The 23316-nt window shown below is 42.6% G+C and carries 20 protein-coding genes, 1 tRNA gene and 2 pseudogenes; 6 read left to right on the forward strand and 17 right to left on the reverse strand.

Annotated elements, in window-relative coordinates:
• Positions 1-27 precede the first annotated feature (27 nt).
• The 3 genes from ODZ53_RS05750 (at position 28) to ODZ53_RS05760 (ending at position 2210) form a co-directional block, all read left to right on the forward strand.
• Positions 28-1011, forward strand: coding sequence for a zinc-dependent alcohol dehydrogenase family protein (locus ODZ53_RS05750; RefSeq protein WP_372676280.1), 984 nt, complete (start codon positions 28-30; stop codon positions 1009-1011).
• Positions 1012-1142: 131 nt separating this feature from the next.
• A complete protein-coding gene (locus ODZ53_RS05755; protein WP_372676281.1) occupies positions 1143-1535 on the forward strand; it encodes a YkvA family protein in 393 nt (130 codons plus the stop codon).
• A 33-nt stretch (positions 1536-1568) separates the two neighbouring features.
• Positions 1569-2210 carry a DUF3885 domain-containing protein gene (locus ODZ53_RS05760; protein ID WP_372676282.1) on the forward strand — a complete coding sequence of 214 codons (642 nt, stop codon included), beginning with the start codon at positions 1569-1571 and terminating at the stop codon, positions 2208-2210.
• A 10-nt stretch (positions 2211-2220) separates the two neighbouring features.
• Here the strand turns inward: ODZ53_RS05760 and ODZ53_RS05765 are convergent, their stop codons facing one another.
• The 10 genes and pseudogenes from ODZ53_RS05765 to ODZ53_RS05810 form a co-directional block, all read right to left on the reverse strand.
• Positions 2221-3138 (reverse strand): aldo/keto reductase, encoded by a 918-nt coding sequence (locus ODZ53_RS05765; RefSeq protein ID WP_372676283.1) that lies wholly within the window; start codon positions 3136-3138, stop codon positions 2221-2223.
• 411 nt (positions 3139-3549) lie between these two features.
• Positions 3550-4518 (reverse strand): acetyl-CoA carboxylase carboxyltransferase subunit alpha, encoded by a 969-nt coding sequence (locus ODZ53_RS05770; protein ID WP_372676284.1) that lies wholly within the window; start codon positions 4516-4518, stop codon positions 3550-3552.
• Positions 4519-4534: 16 nt separating this feature from the next.
• Positions 4535-5002: a MarR family winged helix-turn-helix transcriptional regulator gene (locus tag ODZ53_RS05775; protein WP_372676285.1), complete on the reverse strand. Its 468-nt coding sequence runs from the start codon at positions 5000-5002 to the stop codon at positions 4535-4537.
• 404 nt (positions 5003-5406) lie between these two features.
• Positions 5407-5781 (reverse strand): annotated as a pseudogene (locus ODZ53_RS05780) (phosphotransferase); the annotation flags it as partial.
• Between the two features lie 190 nt (positions 5782-5971).
• The gene (locus tag ODZ53_RS05785) at positions 5972-6649 is read right to left on the reverse strand and encodes a hypothetical protein (RefSeq protein WP_372676286.1); all 678 of its coding nucleotides are present in this window, start codon (positions 6647-6649) and stop codon (positions 5972-5974) included.
• 146 nt (positions 6650-6795) lie between these two features.
• Entirely contained in the window at positions 6796-7794 is a 999-nt protein-coding gene (locus tag ODZ53_RS05790; RefSeq protein ID WP_372676287.1) for an ankyrin repeat domain-containing protein, read from the reverse strand.
• A gap of 557 nt (positions 7795-8351) precedes the next feature.
• A pseudogene (locus ODZ53_RS05795) lies at positions 8352-8468 on the reverse strand (Spo0E family sporulation regulatory protein-aspartic acid phosphatase); the annotation flags it as partial.
• Positions 8469-8887: 419 nt separating this feature from the next.
• Entirely contained in the window at positions 8888-9334 is a 447-nt protein-coding gene (locus tag ODZ53_RS05800) for a hypothetical protein (RefSeq protein WP_372676288.1), read from the reverse strand.
• Between the two features lie 4 nt (positions 9335-9338).
• Positions 9339-9614, reverse strand: a complete 276-nt coding sequence (locus ODZ53_RS05805; protein WP_372676289.1) for a hypothetical protein — start codon at positions 9612-9614, stop codon at positions 9339-9341.
• Between the two features lie 540 nt (positions 9615-10154).
• Complete coding sequence (locus ODZ53_RS05810; protein ID WP_372676290.1) at positions 10155-11084, reverse strand: ankyrin repeat domain-containing protein; 930 nt, start codon at positions 11082-11084, stop codon at positions 10155-10157.
• 1388 nt (positions 11085-12472) lie between these two features.
• On the opposite strand from ODZ53_RS05810, the gene ODZ53_RS05815 reads away from it, so the two are divergent.
• From ODZ53_RS05815 to ODZ53_RS05825, 3 genes are all read left to right on the forward strand, one after another.
• Positions 12473-13957 carry an amidase family protein gene (locus tag ODZ53_RS05815; protein ID WP_372676291.1) on the forward strand — a complete coding sequence of 495 codons (1485 nt, stop codon included), beginning with the start codon at positions 12473-12475 and terminating at the stop codon, positions 13955-13957.
• A gap of 361 nt (positions 13958-14318) precedes the next feature.
• Entirely contained in the window at positions 14319-14735 is a 417-nt protein-coding gene (locus tag ODZ53_RS05820; RefSeq protein ID WP_372676406.1) for a GNAT family N-acetyltransferase, read from the forward strand.
• Positions 14736-14952: 217 nt separating this feature from the next.
• On the forward strand, positions 14953-15432 hold the full coding sequence (locus tag ODZ53_RS05825) for a GNAT family N-acetyltransferase (protein WP_372676292.1): 480 nt from the start codon (positions 14953-14955) through the stop codon (positions 15430-15432).
• 285 nt (positions 15433-15717) lie between these two features.
• On the opposite strand, the gene ODZ53_RS05830 is transcribed toward ODZ53_RS05825, so the two are convergent.
• From ODZ53_RS05830 to ODZ53_RS05860, 7 genes are all read right to left on the reverse strand, one after another.
• Positions 15718-15791: transfer RNA gene (locus ODZ53_RS05830), tRNA-Gly, on the reverse strand.
• Between the two features lie 152 nt (positions 15792-15943).
• On the reverse strand, positions 15944-19003 hold the full coding sequence (gene edeA / locus ODZ53_RS05835) for a cyclic peptide edeine export ABC transporter EdeA (protein ID WP_372676407.1): 3060 nt from the start codon (positions 19001-19003) through the stop codon (positions 15944-15946).
• Between the two features lie 168 nt (positions 19004-19171).
• A complete protein-coding gene (locus ODZ53_RS05840; RefSeq protein WP_372676408.1) occupies positions 19172-19933 on the reverse strand; it encodes a ParB N-terminal domain-containing protein in 762 nt (253 codons plus the stop codon).
• Between the two features lie 24 nt (positions 19934-19957).
• Positions 19958-20926, reverse strand: a complete 969-nt coding sequence (sbnB, locus tag ODZ53_RS05845; protein WP_372676293.1) for a 2,3-diaminopropionate biosynthesis protein SbnB — start codon at positions 20924-20926, stop codon at positions 19958-19960.
• Positions 20927-20971: 45 nt separating this feature from the next.
• The gene (gene sbnA, locus ODZ53_RS05850; RefSeq protein WP_372676294.1) at positions 20972-21940 is read right to left on the reverse strand and encodes a 2,3-diaminopropionate biosynthesis protein SbnA; all 969 of its coding nucleotides are present in this window, start codon (positions 21938-21940) and stop codon (positions 20972-20974) included.
• A gap of 65 nt (positions 21941-22005) precedes the next feature.
• On the reverse strand, positions 22006-22242 hold the full coding sequence (locus ODZ53_RS05855; RefSeq protein ID WP_041749465.1) for a phosphopantetheine-binding protein: 237 nt from the start codon (positions 22240-22242) through the stop codon (positions 22006-22008).
• A 25-nt stretch (positions 22243-22267) separates the two neighbouring features.
• Positions 22268-23311 carry a BtrH N-terminal domain-containing protein gene (locus ODZ53_RS05860; RefSeq protein WP_372676295.1) on the reverse strand — a complete coding sequence of 348 codons (1044 nt, stop codon included), beginning with the start codon at positions 23309-23311 and terminating at the stop codon, positions 22268-22270.
• Positions 23312-23316: the final 5 nt, after the last annotated feature.

The raw sequence follows: 23316 nt of genomic DNA on the forward strand, positions 1-23316 counted from the left end.
CGCTGACAAAGTTAGGAGTACACAACTATGTTTGCACAAGTTATACGTTACGATAAATTTGGTGAGCCCGATGAAGTATTGAAGGTTGAACAACGGCTGATTGAACCGCTGAAGCAAGATGAAATTTTGGTGAAAATGAGCGCACGTCCCATTAACCCTTCTGACATCATCCCGATTCGTGGTGCTTACAAGCATCGCATCAACCTCCCCGCTATCCCTGGGTATGAGGGAGTTGGTACCGTTGTTGATACAGGTCCTTCTGCTCCCCGCTCTCTTATCGGGAAACGTGTTCTGCCTTTGCGCGGTGAGGGTACGTGGCAAGATTACGTCAAAACGACAGCCGAGCTAGCCATTGAGGTTCCTGAATCGATCCCGGATGATATCGCTAGTCGGTTGTATATCAACCCCATTACTGCGTGGGTCATCTGCAATGAGACCCTTCAACTGTCTTCTCAGCAGGTTTTGTTAGTCAATGCAGCCAACTCAGCCATTGGCCGCTTGTTTATTCAGCTATCTGCTCTTTTCGGTTTTAGGGTGATCGCCATTGTCCGAAACGCAAGATACACCGAGGAGTTGATGCAGCTTGGGGCATGGCATGTCATCGATAGTTCACGTGAGTCTATCTATGATGCCATCATGAGTGTCACAAACGGACAAGGTGCACATGCGTCTATTGATTCCATTGGCGGGCCAGACGGTTTAGAGCTGGCGAGGTCTACACGTGCTGGCGGGATTTTCTTATCGTTAGGCCTTTTATCGGGAGTGCAGGTGGATTGGTCGATCATCTCGAAAGAGCTTGGCGTTCTCCCACAATTGTTTTTATTGCGCCACTGGAATCAACGGGTTTCCGTTTCTGCCTGGCACGAAACGTTTGAGAAAGTCATCGAGCTCGTTCAGAATGGGAAGCTCCTTATAGCTGCACCTGGAGAAAAATTTGCTTTGCAGGATGTAAAAGAGGCCGTGCGATTTGCGGAGAACCGTCATCGTACGGGGAAGGTCATCTTGGTGTAACCACCAGAAAAAGACGCTAGGAAAGATCCATCATGCAGCACCTCATGACGATAAGTGGTTTCAAATAACACCGAAGCCAAAAATGAGCGTTTTCCCGCCCTTTTTGGCTTCAACGAAACATAGGGGGCCTTATGGCTAAACATGAAAAGAGGTTTCTTAAAAATTATGAATCAAAAGCCTCGGAATATCTGAACGATAAAGAAAAAGCTTCTCATCTCCTAAAAAAAGCAATGAAAAAAGCTGATAAAAAAGCGCTCGGTGATGTTTGGGAGAATTTACAGCTACTCTTTAGTATTTTCGGTGATTGGACGAGTGGTAAATACCGAACAATCCCGGTTAAATCCATCTTGATGATTATTGGCGGGATTTTGTACTTTGTTTCACCCGTAGACGCCATCACAGATTTTATTCCCGTTGTTGGTTTACTAGATGACGCGACAATCATCGGATTGGTGTTTCGACAAGTGAGCAATGACCTTACTCAATACAAAGAGTGGAAACAAAAAGATTTTTTACAAGAATAGGTAAAATCCATTCTAGTAGAACGAGGTGCGTTGATGACGTTTCACGAGCATTTACACCATACATTTCCAACGTTAATGCTTAGACCACCTGTATTTTATAGCTGGGATATTGGAATTCGTTTTGAACTAGGTGTAGACTACCATTACCATAACGTTTATGAAAATTGCCCCTATTTACGGGGGGTATATATGCGAGCGATTGCTTTATTCAAGGAATTGCATGCACCTAATGATGACATTTATATCGTAGTGGATGTAGACGATTTTGGAGACGGTGGAGCTTTTAAGCGTAAATTGAACGTCTTTTCCAAGTATGTGATGAACAAATCCCTTTTGTATAAGCTGCAACAACACACTATCCCTTACGTTTTTCCAGAAGACGATGAGAATGATGCCTATCGAACGCATCGATTCGCCTTGAAGTGTAAGACATCGGACTTTTTATTTGTTCCGATGATAAAAGCAATCTGCCGTCAAGATATGGGATTACAACCACGTATTTTTCATCGGGTCTACTTTCTCAACATGAGCAAACATACTATCTTTCACATCTATGACGATCGAGGCTGTGACTTATTAGCCACTTCTCCTGAAACAATCAGAGGGATTTATGAAAGCCATTCGCCTTGGATTTTAGACTATGACAGAGCCAAGATCGATCAGGTATTTTCGTAAATGGAATCGGTTAAGGCAACACATTTCCAGCAGCGCGATAGATGTCATACCACTCTTCTCGCGTCAAACGAATATGAGCTGCTTTCAAGCAATCTTTCATTCGGTCGATATTCGTCGTGCCAATGACAGGTTGCATGTTCGCCGGGTGCCGTAGTAGCCAAGCGATGGCGATTGTCGTGTTGGTTACTTCATATCTAGCTGCAATTTCATCGATTTTCTTGTTCAACTCAGGAAATTTCTCGTTCCCAAGAAAAGACCCCTCGAAAAATCCATACTGGAATGGCGACCAAGGCTGAAGGGTAATATCATGCAGCCTACAGAAGTCGAGTACACTGCCATCACGGTTCACAGCCGAGCTGTTTTCCATATTGACGTTGAAGCCTTGCGAGATCATCGTCGCGTTCATAATGCTGAGCTGCAACTGGTTGGCGACGATTGGTTGCTTCACATATTTTTGTAACAGTTTGATTTGCATCGGATTGTGATTGGAAACACCAAAGTGGCGTACTTTACCCGTGCTTTCCAGAAGATCGAATGCTTCCGCTACTTCTTCCGGTTCGACAAGCGTGTCTGGACGGTGCAACAGCAATACATCCAAATATTCAGTTTTTAGACGCTTTAGAATGCCATCTACTGCATTCAAAATATGCTCTTTGGAAAAGTCGAACATGCCGGGCCGAATACCACATTTCGATTGCACCAGGATACGCTCGCGAACGCTAGGGCTCATCTGAATCGCTTCTGCAAATACTTCCTCACAACTGCCTTTTCCATAAATATCTGCATGGTCGAAGAAGTTCGCCCCTTCTTCAAGCGCCGTTTGTACGAAGCGCTCCGCTTGCAGCTTGTCTAGTGAGCCTATTCTCATGCAACCGATTGCGATGACAGGTACCTCTAACTTGCTCGTGCCGAGTGGTATGGTTCTCATGTCATTCCTCCGATACTATTTTTTCAACTGGTACCATCTAGAAAGGACGGCTTGTTAAAGCGGATTATCATGCAGAGCTCATTGGTTTATTCAACTTACAAAACTGAGAATCCTGCGAGAATGGAGCTCGAGATGGACAAGGTGAATGTACAAATAAAAAGTCCTTCCCAAATTACTATGGAAGGACTTTGTTTGGTGTAACTTCCCTGTACACCCGTGTTTCTTCTGTTCAGAGAAAATAAAGTATTACTGGCCTGGTTTAATTGAGCTATCGTATCCCGAGAGCGAAGTAGCTTAACAAAAAATGAGAAGACTGGATAAAACACAACCAGCTTCTTGGTTATCGGTAGACTATACTCGGGGCTATCACCCCACAGAAAGCGCATTTACCTTTCCTTTCATTCTTCTCTATTATTCCTCATCGATTCCGTTAATGACTCCAGTTTTCCCCATCTCTCTAAACTTTTCATATCGCTGTTGTGTAAGCTCTTCTGGAGACAATCGTACCAATTCTTTTAGAGATGCTTCGATTACAGATTCAACCATTTCCGCCTGCCATTTTATATCATTTTGTGCTCCACCTTTCACTTCAGGAATGATTTGATCAATAATTCCTAGGTCCTTCAATTCTTTTGCTGTAATTTTCATGTATTCAGCCGCTTTTGGAGCATACTTAGCATCTTTCCATAATATCGATGCCGCTCCTTCTGGAGAGATAACTGAGTACCACGAGTTATCTAGCATATGAATATGATTACCGATACTAATACCAAGGGCTCCACCACTTGATGCTTCTCCTATTACAATACAAACAATTGGTACTCTAAGTGTTACCATTTCAAATAAATTACAGGCTATTGCCTCAGAAATTCCACGTTCTTCAGATTCTCTTCCTGGATAAGCACCTGAAGTATCAATGAATGTAATAATAGGGCGATTAAATTTTTCAGCTTGCTTCATAAGGCGTAAAGCTTTTCTATAACCTTCTGGGTGTGCCATTCCAAAATTTCTTTCTATGCTTTCCTTTGTGTTCCTACCTCTTTGGTGACCAATAATCGTAACAGGCATGCCTTTATATTTCGCAATTCCACCGATGATTGCTTTATCATCTCCATATCGTCGATCGCCATGAAGCTCGATAAAATCTGTAAACAATAACGGAATATAGTCCAATGTTGTAGGTCGGTTGCGAAGCCGAGCAATTTGAACTCGTTGAAATGGTGAAATATTCGTATAAATCTCAGATTGCATTCCTTTTAATCGTTCTTTTAATGCATGAATTTCTGAAGATAAATCGAGATCATTTTTTTCCATATACTTCTGTAATTCATCGATTTTTTCTTTTAATTCTATAATTGGCCCTTCAAAATCCAAACCCATTAACGGCCTCCTTATCTTACGAGTTTCCATTCCTTTTTAAGGAAGCGGATTTAGATATCGAATCGATTAAGAGTTCAAAGCCATTGACAACTGTTTTCCGTTCAGCTTCTGATAAATCATTGAGAATTCCTTGATAAAAATGAATCGATTGTTCCCGTAAAGAAGCAACAGTTACTTTACCTTTTTCTGTGAGATGTAGATAAACCTCCCTTCTGTTATTTTCATTTACTTCCCGGCAAATAAGCTCATTTTTTACCAACTTGTCTACTAATCTACTTACCGATGATTGTTCTAATGTAAGCTTGTTCGCTAATTCCCAAATAGTTAATTTCTTGAGCTCTAGTTCTTCTAACGCCATCATTTGGGAAACCGATAAAGGTTTTTCAAACAGTTCTTTTGGAATTCTTTCTGGTTCGAGAATTCCAGTCATTCTAATAAAATTTTTAATATTTGTTCTTAGTTTCAAGGCTTCTTCTCTATTCATAAGAAATTACTTACTCCCTTCAACCAGTGTGTTGTGCATAATATGTACAATACATTAATTGTATTATACATGAAACTGATGTAATAACAAGTTACCGCCTTATTTCCTGCAAAGATGTGAATCTATCAACAAAACTAGGAAATAACAACAATCAGGTTCCGCTTGAAAAAACAACAAATACCACATGGTTGTTTCCAAAGAACTCCATAGATATGTGGGTGAGGCTCAATCCGAGAGTGCAACGCTCACCATTTCCACATAGGTAGGCGAAATTCTGTTCAAAAATGAAGTGTCATCATTGTACCTTAAAGACTTGTAGGGTATTTGATAATAAATAAACACAACAGATTATTAATGCTAACTGTTGTGTTTATTGAACCATTATTCATGATCACTTTCTTTAGCTAGATATTCCCTAAAAGGGTGGACATATTTTTATGATTGTTAGCGAGCCAAATCATTTCCTTTGCAAAACGAGCCGGAGGTACACTATGTTGGTCCATGTTAGAATTAATCCACCATGGGCTTTCCATATACCACAACAACTGCAATGAATTTGTTAAGTAACCATCCATAACGGTGCGTTCCTCACTGTATCCCTCAATAAATGCTGAAGCCAGGGAAACGTCAAAATAATCATCTAAGGCACATGACATAACTGCCCGTGCAACATCAAGTTGAGGATAATCATATTTCAATCGATCAAAATCTAGTATTGCAGTTAATCGATTATTATCAAATAAAATATTATCGACCCAAAGGTCACGATGTGCCCACCCAGTAGCTTTTTACTTTTAAGAATTCTTCTGAGACTGTCTTAAACTCATATCACGTGAAGGATCTTCAACAGAAAGATAGCAATCCCCGCTTATATCTTCGATAAAATAACAATTAGTTCTTTGACGTGGATATATTCTCATATAAATCGCATCCGATCATAGGCTACTCATTTGATCCCACATTATCCTATCATCTTGGATAAGACTGCGGTGCGAGTCGTTGTTGATCCTTTTTTACAGGAGGTACATACGGTTCAACAGTCACTGGAATACCAAGTCTCTGTTTGTGTTCGTCCAACGTCGGAGTATCAGGATATATGTTGTCTAGAGTAATTTTGAATGGGTCTTCGACTTTTCCCGTATACGGATTATATTGGAGCGGCATATTGAACGACCCACCGCCGTGACTGCTCGACGTTGTATAGGTCGTCTCTTCATAATGTATCCTAGTTGGCTCAACTGTAAAGGACATCTGAACGTCTGGACCATCCGATTGTCTCGATGGTTTGGAAGGCTTTTTGACCGTTTTCTTTGGTTGTTTGTTTGAAGCCGTCTGTACGGCCTTTGTAGATGACTGCTTTTTCGCTTTTGTGCTAGGCTTGCTTGCTACCAACTCGGATGGGGTTGCCTGAACTGCTGGTTGTTCAACCGGATACGCTGACACATTGGTTGGCCTCGTCCCTTGATTGGCTAAATCCATAACCGGAGTCGAAACTGACAAAAGTGAAGCCGAAGTCGTTTGCGTAGCTTTTGTAACGCTTTTCGTGTTTTTCTGATCGGCTTTTACTTCCTTAATCAATGTTGGCCACAGGTATGCATTGAAACCTAGCAACGCTACCATAAGAGTGATTCCTGCTACTTTTTTCATTATTATATTCTCCAGTGACTGTTAGATTTGAAGTGTAAAAAGTACGAGAACAAAAGAACTACACTTAGGAAATTATACCTTTTCAGGATAATGATTTCTAGAATAATAGCCTGAACCTAATTTTCTACGCTCTAACAAACGCTGTTCTAATTCTGGATGTATGCTTCTAGTAATGCAATCATTTCACGATTTCCCAACATTCTTGCCTCTGCGATTGGGGTCCCCAACTTGGTCGGGTGTTCAGTAGCATACTGTGTTGCAAGGATCGGATCTGCCCCGTAATCCAATAATAGCTGTACAATATCTAAACGGTTGTCCTGAACAGCACGCATTAGTGGTGATTTAAAGTGCTGATAATTCAAGTCAGGGTCAGCTCCATGCGCAAGTAGTAAGCTAACCATGTCATAATTTTTTTGCCCTACTGCGAACATCATCATGGAATGTTGACCAGGCAAAATGTTCGGATTAGCCCCATTTTCTAAAAGGAACCTTGATGCATCCAGATGACCGGCTGCAACGGAGAAGGCAAGTGCTGTTCTCTCGTAACCTTTGTCCATTTCCATATACGCATTAGGGTCCATCCCAGCTTTCAAAAATAAACGTAGCCTTTCTACTTCATTGTCACTAGCGGCACCAGCGAAATGCAGAACATTAAATTGAAGATTAGACGCCTCTAACTCTCTCCTTGCTTGCCGTGCTTCTTCTGAAGGCATTTGTTCTTCTGAGATCGCTACGACATTTGCTCCCGGGTCAGTTCTAAGCCAAATCACTTGGTCATAATCGAGATTCATTGATACTTCGGGTTGAAAACGAGTAGGAGAATTAAATGTTGTCTTGTCCACTCGACTTGGCACTTTATGATTAGAATTGGTTACAACATTCATCTCCTGATCTTTAACTGTGCCATAATTAGAATTACTATCTGAAAGGTCCTCTTGAATTGGTGTTACTTGAATAGATTGATTTATTTCTGCCTCTGTTTTCACGCTATATTTATTAACGACATTCTGATTATGATTATTATTTTTGGATGACTTAGATACCACCTTAAATTCTGTCATACTTTGTAGCACTATAGTCCAGGTTGCCAAGCAAATAATTATTACCACGCTAAGCAGTAAACTCCGTTTCAACTTAATTGACATGTCTTTATGACCTCCTGATTAGGTAGATTATACCACATCAGTATTTCAATTAGGCTTAAAGTGGTCTGAATCTTTAAAATGAGAATCATTTAGTCCGCTTGCTAATTGTGTAGGATAGCAGACACTACTATCCCTTTTCTGGGTTTACACCCGACTTTGAGGCATCTTTAGGATCGATTCGTAAAAAAGTGCACCAAAAGTAGGCGCACTCTTTACATAATCATTCTTCAATTCAATATAAAGGCTATGGAAGTAATTTACACCCTTTTGATGTATTATGCCATAAGGAGTTGCTTCAAATTTCAAGAATGTCAAAGCGTTATTTTCCACTTAAAAAACGCTATAAAACTTCCAACTTTATCGTTTTGGTAACTTACGCAGCTCCCTCAATTTAACATTCTTAATGCACTGTCGATATTAGAAGATCTATCTAAACGAGATAGACGCTTGATTATCACAAGAGCCGATCCCGCGTATGTACAAAATGGCTGTTCCCTAAGTACGATCGAGACTCTTGTCAAAATGAATCGAGATTCTAGTGTCGTTCTTTTTACTACTCATTTAGTCCTTTTATGCATCATGCTTTGGACCTGCACAATATATTCGTCAAGGGGCTGGCTCAACTCCACAACTTCTATATTGGAAAAACCTTTTACATTCGCAAGATCTATTAGCTGTCCTCGTAAATCTTACATTTCTTTCTCTAAATCCTCCTGATTCTTTTCCAGCAGTGTAATACATCTGGGTTTAGGGGAAAGAGGGTCTACATCTAATTGTTCTATAGGATAGACGACGATCCATTCCAAAGAATCCGATTTTTTCACAACTACAGACTTTCATTACTTCCTTTTTATGTATGTTAGGGTATTTTTACCATGTCAGACTCTCCAAAAATCTCGGTATTGCAAAAATAAGGAAACATAAAAAAGCCAGTACCTTTTGAAGGTACTGACCTTTGTCTACTCTATTTAACCGCCTACTCCATGTGTGTACATCTGTACGGTGCTTTTTGTATCAGATGATGTTTCAGTGTTTGTGATACTGATGCACAGGCCAAAAACTAGCAAAAGTGATAACGAGCATAATTTCAGCTTCATACTGTGAACCTCCCTATTATTTCTTGATAATAACGTTCGTGTTGCTCTGACGCATGTTGACGGTACGCCCAAAACAGTGCTGTATTGCGCTTAAATGCTTGTTGATTATTCAACTGGTCAGCTAAGTCTAAGCAGTATAGAATCTCATCGAGCGCTTTATTTATGCGCCCTTTCTTCAATACATATTCGACTTTATAATACCTGAAATTGTAACATTTGACAATATTAACCGAATCTTTGTATTCAGAGAATCGCTTTATTTCTTCTGAATACCGAGCCAGTATATCATCAATATCAATGTCGTATTTACTAGCTGCCTCCATAATAGTTAAAAGTCCAGCTTGGATTTCAACTGGATATTTTGATAGAAACTCCAAATAATCAGGTAAAATACCAATTTCACCCGTCAGCAAACTATACGTTATATATTGGCTTTTGCCCAAATTCTCAACTTCTCAACTTCTCAACTTCTTTTAATCCCACTTCATCAAGGAGTTCAAACCATGCAAGATCTGCATAGCCTTGAACACACTCTCTCGCTTCACCGTACAATCCTTGCATTTGTAATGCGACACATTTTAAGAGATAGCCTTGTCCATAATACACAACTAAATGACGGTCCGTTTTTAACGGATCGCATACCTTGTTGTTTTTTCTTTTACGCAACTCATTATCATAGACTTTAAAAGATAAAGAGAGTAACTCGTCAGCGTAGAATTCCATATCGCCCCGCCTTTACAACGCGAAGCACACCGTCGATAACTGAAGCAACCCATCTAATTGGAAATTTTCAGGTAAGCGCTTTCAGTGAGGTTTAAATCTGATTACCGCCTCCAAATTTTCCTCAGCATTCGTTCCCTGGACTGTTGCTCGAAATAAACGATATTGACTGATAACAAAACGGTCCGTGTGATTGTCCTTCTCATTATCAACTACGTGTTGATAGAACGGAACAGACTGAATTAGCACTTTGTAACAGTACATTTTCATTTGCTGCATGTCTGTACGTTGCGTATCCTTGAAACATTATCAGAACATAGAATACGGGAATACCGCTCCCACTGTTATGATTGCGCTAGATATTTGCGAAATCCTTGACGTCGATCCAAGAGAAGCTGACGAGTGGAGAGACAGACGTAAACCTAACTAAGAGCGGTATTCTGTGGTATTCTTTGGAAAGTGCAAATTCTCAATGTTAAGGTTAAATAAGAAAAAAAAGCCGAATTACCCCACGGTAATTCGGCTTTATAATTATCGCAAGTTCTAGTTGCGGACATATGCCTCAAGCAAGGCAACCATTTCTGGATTTGCCCTTCTTCTTGCTTCCTCTAACGGAGTCATAAAAGTGGATGGATAATCTGGGTGGTAAGGAGTCGAAAGATTTGGATTTGCTCCATGATCCAACAACAACTTTGCTATGTCTACTCTATCATCCTGTACTACTCGCATTAGTGGTGATCGATGGTTCTGATAATTTAAATCAGGGTCAGCTCCATACTTTAGTAACAAGGCAATGAAGTTATAATTGTCAATTGCCGAGGTGATTGCTGAGTAATTTCCATCCAGGAGATTAGGATTTGCCCCATGTTCAAGGAGGAGTTTAGCCATTTCCAAATGGCCATTCATAGCTGCTGCATGAATGGAACGACTCTTGCTTCCTACCACCACTTCTATGTATGCATTTGGGTCCATTCCAGCTTTCAAATATAACTTCACCATGTCTATTTTATTTTCCAATGCTAGAGTATTAAAAGTTAAGGCGTCAAATCGCTTCCTAGAATCGGCTATTTCTTGTCTTGCCTGCCTCGCCTCTTCTGACGCCAGTTGATCATCTGCAATGGCAACTATCTTATCACCCTTTGTAAGTCTTATTACTTGATCATGATTGAGATTCATCGATACTTCTGGACTAGATTTATCTATTCCTGGCTTTACCGCTTTATTAGGTACTTCTACTTTAGCTTCATCTAAGTTTGGTGTTCCCTCTTGAGTTGGAACGTCAGGGTTTGGATTGCTCTCCTTTTTCAGATTAGGTGCTTTATCCGCTGCCGTTTTTTGACCCTGTGCAATCGAATTTGAATTTGATGATGTTGACTTGTTTCCAGCCATGCTTTGAATAACAATCGCCCATATGGATAAGCAAATTACAATAACTAATCCTAAAAGTAAACTTCGCTTCAATTTAATTGACATTCTTTCTTACCTCCAGATAAAGTAGCAGGTAGATTATACCACAACCTTTACAGATTGACCCATTACATACAATTCTCAACTATTGCACTCTTTGTCATAATCAGCGATATCATGCATCTTTTTTAGACCTTTGTTATTGTAATCACCTGAGAATGTATTGTTTTTTCAACAAAGAATACGAAGCCGGTTACATCCACGAGTGGATGATAACCGGCTTGCCAATGACAGTAAAATCTATCCTTTTATTTGATTTAGCTGGTAAGCTGATTGATTATCTTGTGCTGCTTTAAAATATATCTATGTTTATATCTAGGTGCAATTCTATCCATAAGTTCTCGAAGTGCATAATCCATTGTAATGGTGGCCAACCCATCGTATGAAATATCCAAACCAGAGGTAAGGGGGTGGAGATACAGCTCCACTATCTCTTTCGTTACATAAAAGGACCCTCGATTAGTAACCCCAACCTTGATCTCAGAATACAATCTCTGCTGACCTGTCCAAGTGACGATTCCCAATAAGAGTGAAGAAATAAGAGGCATCATGGCTAACAGGTAGTCTTATTGTTCTCATCATGTAAGGCTTCACATAATCAATGAAACGTCTTTCTTTAACACTTGTCACATTACGGATGCACGAGAAGATGCGCCAAGGAATTTCGTAAGGGAACGAATTTCAGCAGAATGTGTACCTGGTAGCCAAGGTCGTATCTGCTTCTTCTTATCGTTCCTTTGTGCCCTCTCCCCACTCTTTTTACCGTCAAAAGCGCCCCCTCTTCAGTCTGATCTCAAGGACATTGTCCCATGTCCGTTGTCCGATTCCTATTAAATGGAGTGTACTGACAATAAATGTGAAGCTTCATTTACAGCTTTGTTATTCAACTCATTGCATCCATACATAATGAAAAAGCGGATGAGCTCTGCTTCTGTAAACACGTAATTTTGTTGCATGTGTTTAAGTGTTCATCTTCCACATACTCTTGGGTCATAGCATTCAAATGGCATATTGCTTTTTGTTCAGATACATGCAGATACGCGTAAGTTTTCTTGAAAGATTGACCATGTGGTGAAAGCTGTTGAAAGTGTTTTTTTGCAAATGATGGTTGAATGCTTTGGTAAATGGTAAGAACCCCTGTAACATGGCATGTTCTGTAGAAACGTATGTATCCTCGCCATTGTCTTTGTTTACTGAAAATAATATATTAGACTCGAAAAATAAAGTGCTAGACTGTGAAAATATAGTTATAGACTAAGCAAATAAAGATTTAGACTTAAAGCCGACCATTAGGCCAACTGGCAGTTTAGTTTTAATCGTTCTCTACAGGTCATTGCTTTTTTCATTTTGTTATTATTATAAGCAGAACATTGCAAAAAGGAGAGTCTCTCTGAATGGCCAGAACACTAAATGATAGTTTAATAGAGGCAGACATCGTTTCGTTGCAGTTGGCGATGGATTCAGGCGAGTTATCGTCAGCAGCTTGCGTTAGCTGGTATATGGAACGAATCGAACGGCTCAACCCGAAGCTGAAAGCGGTGCTGGAAGTTAACCCGGACGCGATAGCGGTCGCAGAGAGACTTGACTCGGAGCGACGGGAACACGGGGCTCGCGGACCGCTTCACGGCATCCCGATCTTGCTCAAAGACAATATTGATACAGGTGACCGCATGCATACTAGTGCCGGTTCGGTTGCTCTTGCTGAACATTTCGCTCCAAAGGATTCGGCCGTGGCCGCGCAATTAAGGGCTGCGGGATGTGTATTCCTTGGTAAGGCAAACATGACGGAATGGGCTAACTTCATGTCGGGCACGATGTGGGCGGGGTATAGTTCCAGGGGCGGTCTGACGCTTAATCCTTATGGGCCCGGCGAGTTGTTTGTAGGCGGCTCGAGTTCGGGCTCTGGCGCGGCGGTTGCCGCGAATCTGTGTGCCGCTGCCATTGGCACAGAAACTTCGGGTTCGATCATCAGCCCGTCCTCACAAAACGGCATCGTCGGTATAAAACCGACTATCGGGCTCGTCAGTCGTACAGGAATCATTCCGATTACAACTAGCCAAGATTCGGCCGGTCCGATGACGCGTACGGTCAGGGACGCCGCGATTTTACTCGGGGCCATGACGGCGGCAGATCCGGAAGATGCGGCTATGCTAGAGAATAGGCGAATAGCGTATACGGATTATACGCCTTTCTTGGACCCGAACGGTTTGCAAGGTGCGAGAATTGGTGTTCCGCGATATTATTATCGAGGATTGGACAAAGCCCGGGCGGTGATTATCGAGCGGGCGATCACCTTGTGCAAGGAACGCGGGGCGATCGTCGTAGATCCGGTATCGTTGCCATGCGAGAGTGCGAAGTGGGACTGGGACGTGATGCGGTTCGAATTCAAAAAAGGACTGAACGACTATCTCGCCAAAGCTGGCCCCGGCGCATTCGTTCGGTCGTTAGATGAACTCATAGCCTATAACGAAGCGAATCGCGACGTCGCACTTAAATATGGGCAAGACACGCTGATCTGGTCGAATGGAACAAGCTACACATTGTCTGAACAGGTGTACGCCAAGAGTTTGCGCCTTAACCATGAGTTATCCCGTGACCAAGGCATCGACCACGTGATACGCGAACATCGGCTGGACGCCCTGCTGTTCCTAGGCAACGAGGACGGGATTGATTTGTCCGCGCGGGCGGGGTATCCTGCTATTACCGTGCCGGGCGGGTACGCAGAGACAGGCATCATCGCCGAAGGCGGCTATACGACCAAAGGGCCTCAGGGAATCACTTTCGTCGGAACCGCCTACAGCGAGCCTTCGCTTTTCCGTCTCGCTTACGCCTACGAAACAGCAAGCCAATACCGTTTTGCGCCGACAGATCCGGTTTAGTCTCCAATTCCGTCCGTTAAAGAACAGTGGGCTTACTTCACAATAATCTAAAGGGTACGTTTGTTGAATGACACCAACGGCAAAATCTAAGACTTTATTTTTCAAGTCTTGGTCCGCCGCTGTTTCTTTTTAATGGATCAGTCTACAACGGTAATTCCTTTTGATTTTCGAGGCAAACAAACTATACAAACATACAACTCGTTGAGCTAACGGGCTGGACAGAACAAAAAATGGCAGAATCAAATTATGACTACTCAGAAATGTGTGTGTGTCATGAAGTACATCAAATACATTTAAATCGGCGGTAACCAAAAGTTAGCCGCTAAATCTGTAAGAAAGCAAGGTGGATTTTTTGGCGGCCATAAATTATAAAATCGAGGAACGTATACCGTCTGTCTTGGAACACCAGGTGTTATGGGAAGCAGTCGGTTGGGGCAACATTAATACCGAAATGTCGAGGGGTTCTTTAAATAACTCTCTTTATGGAGTTGTTGCAACTATAAATGAGGAGCCGGTCGGTATGGGACGCATCGTTGGTGATGGCTATATGTTTTTTTATATCCAGGACGTCGCGGTTCGTCCCTCTATGCAAGGATTAGGATTGGGTACTGAAATTCTAAATTATTTACTCGCCTACATCCAAAAACGTCGGATCGAAAACGGGATCGCGTTTGTCGGCCTATTCGCATCTGAAGGAAAAGAAACCTTTTACGAGAAATTCGATTTTAAAAACCACTCCCCACATATGACTGGAATGTTTAACGTATTCGATTCTTAGTTTCTGCATTAAAAGTGGTTGCCGGATCTCTGGAAGTCACTTATTACGTTATTGGGTATCAATAGCGGTACAAATACAAGCAGAGGCTGCCAGTGTTAATACTGGCAGCCTTTGCTAAACTAACGAGCAGTTTAGAACAATGAACCATAAAAAGGAGAATTGAATATTTTACCGAATATCGAATATTTGGGGGAAACTACTTAAAAGGAGTATTTTATTGGAGAACTATGAAATTAAGAGAGCGACCTTGGATGAAAAGGAAACACTCAGCAACCTTTTGCAATTCTATATTTACGATTTCTCTGAGTTTATGGATCTACAGATTGAAGGTAACGGGAAATTTGGTGAATATCCGTTAAACGAATACTGGACAGATTGCTCTAGGTTTCCATATTTAATATTACTAAATGAGAAAATTGCTGGTTTCGTCTTGGTCAAATGGATAAATAGAGATGAAGATGACTCATACTTTTCGATTGCCGAGTTTTTTATTATGAAAAGATTTCGGAGGTCAGGGTTAGGTAAACAAGTTGCTAAAGATATATTTAATATGCATAAAGGACCATGGGAAGTATACCAAATAGATAGTAACGAGCCCGCACAACATTTTTGGAAAAAAACAATTGAGGAATACACTGAGGGCAAATTTACTGAGCGAATAGAATTTGGAAGAAAGACACAAGTGTTTGTTAGTTAATGACTCGGGTTAAAACAGTGAGGAAAGATTACTCTAACGGGGAACGATAGCTCAATAAACTACGCCAGTCTAACACTTTATTATTATGTTTTGACTGGCCTTTCGTATGGAAGGATTGAATAGTCTAATACCTATTTTTCTAAGGTAAAGAGCTTTCTTAGTTAGTAATAGCACCAAATCAACAACATCAGTCTAATACTTTATTTTCTCTGAACATTTTTCTGCAATCATTGCTGCAAAAACAAGTAAAGCCCTTATAATCAAAGGCTTTTCTACCATTTCGTATGGAGCGGGTGATGGGAATCGAACCCACGCCGCAGGCTTGGGAAGCCGGAGTTCTACCATTGAACTACACCCGCATAATGTTACCACATTCTATTCCAACTGCTTCCAATTATATAGCCGTCTGAATTATTTGTCTAGTATCTCCAATCGAAGGGAGCCGTGCCACTCCTACAAGAAAAGACCGTCGGGTATCGTCCCCGTTCGGTCTTCTCTGCTTGCTTTTCCATCAGGCATGCGCAAACGTTTGCTGCGAAATAATTCGTCCACTCTCCATTTTCACTACCTGATCAGCAAGATGGAAGTAGCGATCGTCGTGTGTGATCGCGATGACACATTTCCCCTGTCTTTTCATTTCTGGCAGCAAGGATTCATAAAAGAACTGACGATACTCAGGATCTTGGTCTGCTGCCCACTCGTCAAAGAGGAAAATAGGTCGGTTTCTTACCAGACTGAGCATTAAGGCAAGACGTTTACGCTGACCCGTAGACAGCTTCGTCGTGCTAAACGTTCCCGTTTCATCCACTTCTACTTTGTCAGCGATGCGAAGCACCTCTAAATATTTGTTCACTTCTTCTTGATTCTCTTGATAATCGATGCCGTACATCTTCTCAAATAGGTAGAAATCACTGAAGATCGCAGAGAAGAATTCGCAGCGTTGATCAGCATTTACTTTTTGGCCATTCATGAAAAACTCGCCCTCATCCTGCTCATACAATCCGGTGATTAGCTTGGCAAACGTTGACTTCCCGCTGCCGTTCCCACCAACAATGAAGACGATTTCCCCTTTTTGGCAGGAGAAGTCCAGCGGCCCTACGGAAAACTCTTCTCCCTCCTTGTTTTTGTATCGGAAACGCACCTGTTCCGTTGAAAACGACTCAAAATCTTGCACGTTCCGCTCAGCTAAGCTTTTCTCTTCTCTTCTCGTTTCCACTGATAAGGAATCAAGCAACGCATTCAGTCGCTGCCAGCTAATCTTGATCCGAATCAGCTCCGGTACTGCATTCAAAATACCGTGAACAGGCCCTGTCATATACAGAAAGACAAACACATAACTAATCAGCATCTCTTTTTGAAGTGAAGGGAATAGGACCGGGAATAAAAAGGCAACCGTGCCGATTACCACAACGAAAAGCAATTCCCCAATCAAATACACGTTCACAAATTTAAATTGGCCCGCTGATTTCTTATGTCGATAGTCAGAGCAGCTTTTTTCCATATCTTCTTCAAATTCTTTTCGTTGCGCCTGCGTCAAATACAGCTCCTTGAAGCCTCCGATCATATCGGTAATATAGGAGAAAAACACATTTTGGATGTCTCTCGTTTCCTCCCATACTTTGTTTGCAAAGCGTCCTGCCAACGTATACAAGCCTACTGCCACAAAAATGACCGCCAAACAAAACAAAAATCCGTATAGATCCAGTGAGCCTAGATAAATGAAGCAAAACACGAGTGTAACCGCACTCGTCAGTGCCACGACGACACTATTGGCGAACGTACTAATCGTTTCCGTATCGTTATTTAACCCCGCATATATTTCACCGTTATCAAGTGTCTCGTACTTTTGATAAGGGGTCCGAAAAATTCTGCGGATCAGTTCCATTCTTTTTTCGTATACGATTTCATTTGTGATGACAATCAGCCGGCTACGCATCATTTTCTCCCCGACGATATACAACAAGATACCCAGGAGAAAATACAGGAAAATGGATGCGTGAAACTTGTTCGTAGAAGTAAGCGCCAGATTGATCATAAAAATAATCAACGCATTTCCAAATCCGCTGATAAGCCCCTGTATAACAATAGACGTCATGGAGTTTTCTTGCGATTTCGGGAACAAGCGGATGAGTGTGATGTAGACATTAAACAGAGCGAGTCCTGTCACCAATGCGTACATGGCGTAAAAAATGGTGATGGGAAGCCAGACCTCAATGAATGGCCACGGTAAGCCCATAAAAAAAACGTCCGGCAAATAGTATAAGGCGGCTGTCAAAACACTGCCCATGACAACAAATGCAACAAAGGATGCAAAACAGATTCGCCCCGCATTCGCGGCGAGTTTTCGTTCGCCTCGGTAAACTTGCACGAAAATCTGCATGATCCCCCCAACAAGTAGCAACAAAAGGATGCCAAGGATCACAAGAGAAATGCTTGCTAGGCGATCCGCTTGAAGATTGGTGTCGGACACGACTACGGGAGCTTCTTTGCCTAGTACGAGATTGACGGCCCCTTCGGCGATAACAGATGCGTTCAACGAATTGAGATTGGTCAAAACGACGGCGCCCAGCTTTTCTTCTGGACGAAATACCATATATGAAGAAAAGGCAGGGTTATTTCCGCCGTGCGAAATTTGCCCTCCACCATCCTGATAAATCATCCAGCCTGACGCATACGAGAAACCGTCTGCAGCAGGAGCTACCGAACGATCAGGAAGATGGGAAGCACGCACCAACTCGGGAGAAAACGAAGATGCCTCCAACCCCAGTTGAATCTGCAACCATCGTTCCATATCGTTTAAATTGGAAACGACATAGCCTGCTGGCGTATTTCCACGATAATCAGGCGCATCATACACTTTTGGGGAAAAGAACTCGATTTTATGCCCTCTTGCCATCCCCTCCACGGGTGCCTTTGCCTTCAAAAAGGTTTGGGTTAGTCCTAATTTGGCAATGACCTGTTGCTGTACATATTGCTCATACGTTTCTCCGGTGACTTTCTCAACAATATAGCCCAGGATATCGTAGTTAATGGTGGCGTATTCATACTCGGTCCCCGGCTTGCGTACCAGTTCAGAATGATTGATGGCTCGCACAGTTTCTTCGATCGCATTTTCGCTAGAAGAAATAGGGATGGAGCCAATGCTTTCAAACGGAATCCCGCTGGTATGGTACAGCAAATGCTTAATCAGAATCGTTTCCTGTTGTCCTTTATATGTAACACCGAACCACGGAATATAGTTCTGAACTGGGTCGTCCAGCGAAAGTTGTTTTTGCTCGACAAGCTGGTGAACGGCTAACGCTGTAAATGCTTTGGAGTTCGATCCGATTTCAAACAATGTGTCAGAAGTAACCGGCTCTTGCTTTTGGGTGTCCGAGAAACCAAACGATTGCTTGTAAATGGTTTTCCCCTCTTTGACGACCACAACGGCTGCACCTGGGATTTTCTCCGACTCCATGGTCTGATTGACCAGCTGTTCGATTGCCGTTCCGATTACCGTATCCTGTCGAACGCTTGTTTCGGCGTACACGGGCATACTGCCAGATAGTACGAGAACCAAACTTATTAGCAAAAACGCTAATTTTCGTCTCGACTCCTCTATGATCTTTTGCAGAATGATCCACTCCTTTATAGGCACTGCGTCTGTGGGAAAGACCGCAACCGCAAGAAAACGAGCACACATGATGTCAATTGGGATTGGATAGAAACCGTGGCTAATCAAACTCGCCACGGCTTCTTATTACGCATCGCACATATACACGGGTTTCGAATAGAGGCGCAAGGTTTCTCTCCATTTTTTAACCAATCGCTCCCACTGTTCTTGCTCGATTTGCTCTTGTTTCAATAGGCTAATCGGAATACACAAGTTTAATAAACGCCCGTCTATTTCAAAACGGGTAACACCCGCAGGCAAAACATGCCCTTCCGATACGATACGCTCCAATTCTGCCAGACTGATTGGCGGGAATCGTATCAAGGCAGCTCCTGTGTCCGGCCATTCGAGCATCCCTGTGGGCAGCCGATGCACCGGATGGCTATAGTTGTAACTATCAACTAGTTGACGCCATAGCTTCATTCGCCACTCATCATCCTGCCGATTCTCATTTGGGTACAGATAGAAACGTTCGTTGTTCCCTATCTTCATCTCTGCCACAGGTGTTTCTCGTAAACGCTCTGTTTCCCATCGAAACACAGAATCTTGCTCCACTGATTGCAACCATGCAGCGACTGGCACAATATGATCCCACATATCCAAGTGAAAATCCTCATGCTCCACTACCTGCACGGGGATATGTTTGCACCCAAGCGCTTGAAGAGCAAAGGTCCGATGTGCACCATCAATGATCAAATACTGGCCGTTTTGCATGAGAATCGCCAGCGGAGGATGTCGCAAAATTCCTTCCTCCTCAATGATCATTCTGGTCTTGTGTAGTCGCTTGTTTTCATGTGACTCGTGCAAACAAATACGAGATGACTCTACCAGTTTTAGATTTGCTAGCACATCGTACAAAATGGTAACCTCCAGTTAGTCTTGCAAGTGAGTTCCGATCCCCTGCGAGAGCGCTTGTTTGTAGTAGTAGGCAGCAATGGCGATATCAAAAATCGCCATCCCCATCGGATTAAACATGATGGGCTCATCTTGTGGAAATTCCTTCATCTGGTTCAGGCAGACGATATCTGTGATGGATTTGGTATCTTCTTTTTGCAATCCTCTCTCCAGATGCATAATCTCGATGTCTGTGTTCTCTCGGCAAACTTCAGTCCAGTCATCTACGATAATGGAGCGGGTATAGTCGAGAATTTTTGGTGTAAAATCGCGTAACGACACATTTAACAACAAAGAATGACGTTTGGGTTGCTTGTCAATAAAACCATGCGGTGATACCGTGCACGTAATGAATACATCTGCCTCGCAGTATGCCTCTTCCCACGTTTGCGCGATAACCGTTTTCTCTTTTATCTCAGCCGGGATATGCTCCTGCTGGATACCCGCAATGTCATAGAGAACCACCTTGTCGATTTTCTCACCTAACATGGCCGTTACCATTTGTAGATGAAGTCTGCCAATCGGACCAAATCCGATAATTCCGACCGTTACATTTTGCAGGGGACGTACTTGTTCGTAATGCTTGAGGAGAAGACCGGAAACAGAAGCGGTTCGAATCCCGCTCACCAGGGCAGTACTAATCGTTGCCACAGGCTTACCCGTTCTGGCTTCGTTGAGGATCGTAATCGAATGCGCACGTTGGATGCCCTCTTGGAGATTTTTCGGGAAACTGGCAATCCACTTGATTCCCGCCATGTAAGTATCTCCGCCTACAAATGCTGGCATGGCAATAATGCGGTTTGCCATGTCGTGATATCGCAAGTAAGGTTTAACTGGCTGTGCATAATCTTCCTTGTATAAGGAATGCACAGCATGTTCAATGACATCAATGGTTTCCTTCCAATTCTTGCCGACCTTTTCAATATCACTCGTGTTTAGATATAACATTGTACATCCCACCCTGCTTATCGTAGTAGATTTATTGGACACTGCTTAATTGCCAACGAAAGAATGCTTTTGCTGATGCAACCACTGAACCCATTCCTGGTTGTATACGGTATTGACATATGGCATACCACCGTCTGGACATAAAAAGACGACATTAGGCTTGACTACATGCTTTTGATCTTTGAAATAGTTTTTAATCGCCCAGTAGGATGTCCCAGAAGATCCTCCAGCAAAAATGCCATGCTCAGTATAAAGCTGATAGCAAGCCTCGACTGTGTCCTCCTCCGAAACATGAACGACCTCATCAATGATCGCGCCCTTGAGTATGTCAGGCCGCATGCTTGATCCAATTCCCGGGATGTATCGTTTTTGTGGCTCTTGTCCGAAAATCACGGATCCTGCCGTATCGACCGCAATGATTTTTATGTTCGGATATCGTTCTTTCAATCGCTGCGAGATTCCAGTTATCGTGCCGCCAGAGCTGACGCCGATAAACGCATAGTCCAATGTATCGAAGCTGTCTGCGATCTCGGCTCCCAGTCCGAAGTAATGGGCTCGAGCGCTATCCGGATTTCCATACTGGTTGGTCCAAAACGAGTTCTTCGTCTCATTGAGTAGGCGATTGACCGTTTGGATGCGCGTTAGAAGAAATCCCCCTGTCTCGTCACGATCCGTTACTTTTACGACCTCATGAGAAAATACCCTGAGCAAATTCTCATATACAGGATTAATATTGGGGTCAATGACTGGAATAAATTTAATTCCGATTTGCTTGCACAAAGTCGCTAAAGCGATAGCAAAATTTCCCGAAGATGACTCGATTACGGTAGTTTCTTGCGTAATCTCTCCTCTTTTGATCGCCTCCTGTAATATATAAAAGGCGGGCCTCACTTTTACACTTCCCATGAGGTTGTTGTACTCCAGCTTGCAAAACAGATTGATGTGCTCATGCTCAAGTTTGATTAAAGGCGTATTGCCAATCATGTGACTAATGGCCATCATTTTCGTTAGCATGGTGAGCCCTCTCTCCCGTTTTTTCCCGTCTTCGTCCGCTAGATTGAATCTATCTCGGCCCTTGATCAGGCAGATTTTGCATCCATTTTTTGCTGAATGTAACCTGCCAACGTTTTCATATCTTGAAAGTTTTCCAAATGCAGCATGTCATCATCGAATTCAATACCAAACTCTTTTTCAACCTTTACGACCGACTTGATAAAGGTCAATGAATCAATGTACTCCGTAAGTTCTCCGCTTTCGTTCACGTACTCAGAAAACAACTGTAGGAGCGTCTCGTATACTTCGTTTTCCTTTTCCATAGGAGTACCTCCATGTGCTAGATGCTTACACAACAACGCCAACTCGTTCCAGTACTTCTCTTGTGCTTGTGACCGCCTCAAATTCCTGCGTTTTTATGCTGCTGATTTTTTGCAGAACGCGATGAACCATGTCACTGCGATTACTATCAAAAGCCTTTAAAATCATATTGGTTGTAATTTTCCATTGATGTCCGATACTACGATACAGCTCGGCAAGATCTGCAAAGCTTTCGTACTTCTCACTGATCACCTGCAAGACATCGGCATACATCGCTCGTGTTTGTGCCATGCTGATCAAGCTATGGTTAAGGATATCGAGATGATCGTCAGTAATCTCCACTCCACTAGCGAGAAAAGCCTCTACGTCTTTCAGAAAAGGATCAAGGGATTTCAGCCCTACCTCGATGTTGACATCATCGGGTACATCCAACTCCCGCTTGATTTGATTGATGTCGCAACGACCCTCAAGTACGCTGAGATTGCTCCTGACCGCTTCCAGCAACTGATCGTGAGTCGGATGCAGGGAATCTGAAAGTACCATTTCAAATGAACGATTGTGGAGTGGATACCATTCACCTGTGCCTGCATCCCGATAGGAAGAGTTGCTCGCCAGTAAGAATTGCTCGATGGGCAACAGACCTTTATAGCGGTAGTAATCATCGACGATCAGCAGCTGGTTACCCTCTCTACCTGTGACAATGATGCTATGCATTTCAGGCAGGTCCTGATAATAAGGGTTATACGGGAGTTCTGCCATATTGCAGAGGACGATTGTCGGTATGTCCCGTTCCAAACGTTCTTGAATATTTGCCAAAAACAGGTCGTTTTCCGGTTCAGCCTGTCCTTCTACGCGGATATTGTGAATCCACGTCAGTTCTGCAACTGTTCTCATGTATTGACCGTTTACATCTCCATAAGGAGAATCTTGCGTTTTAAGATAGATGGCACCGCACTGCTTCCAAGCTGTTTCCAAAGCAGAAAAGTTCAAGTATTTCAGAACCGTGTAGATAGAAGCGCCGATGCAATCCAGGTTCTGATGCTTGCTCGGTTGAATCTCGGTGAGTGACATGAGCA

It is taken from the genome of Brevibacillus sp. BD137 (genome assembly GCF_041644655.1).
GTDB lineage: Bacteria > Bacillota > Bacilli > Brevibacillales > Brevibacillaceae > Brevibacillus > Brevibacillus brevis_D.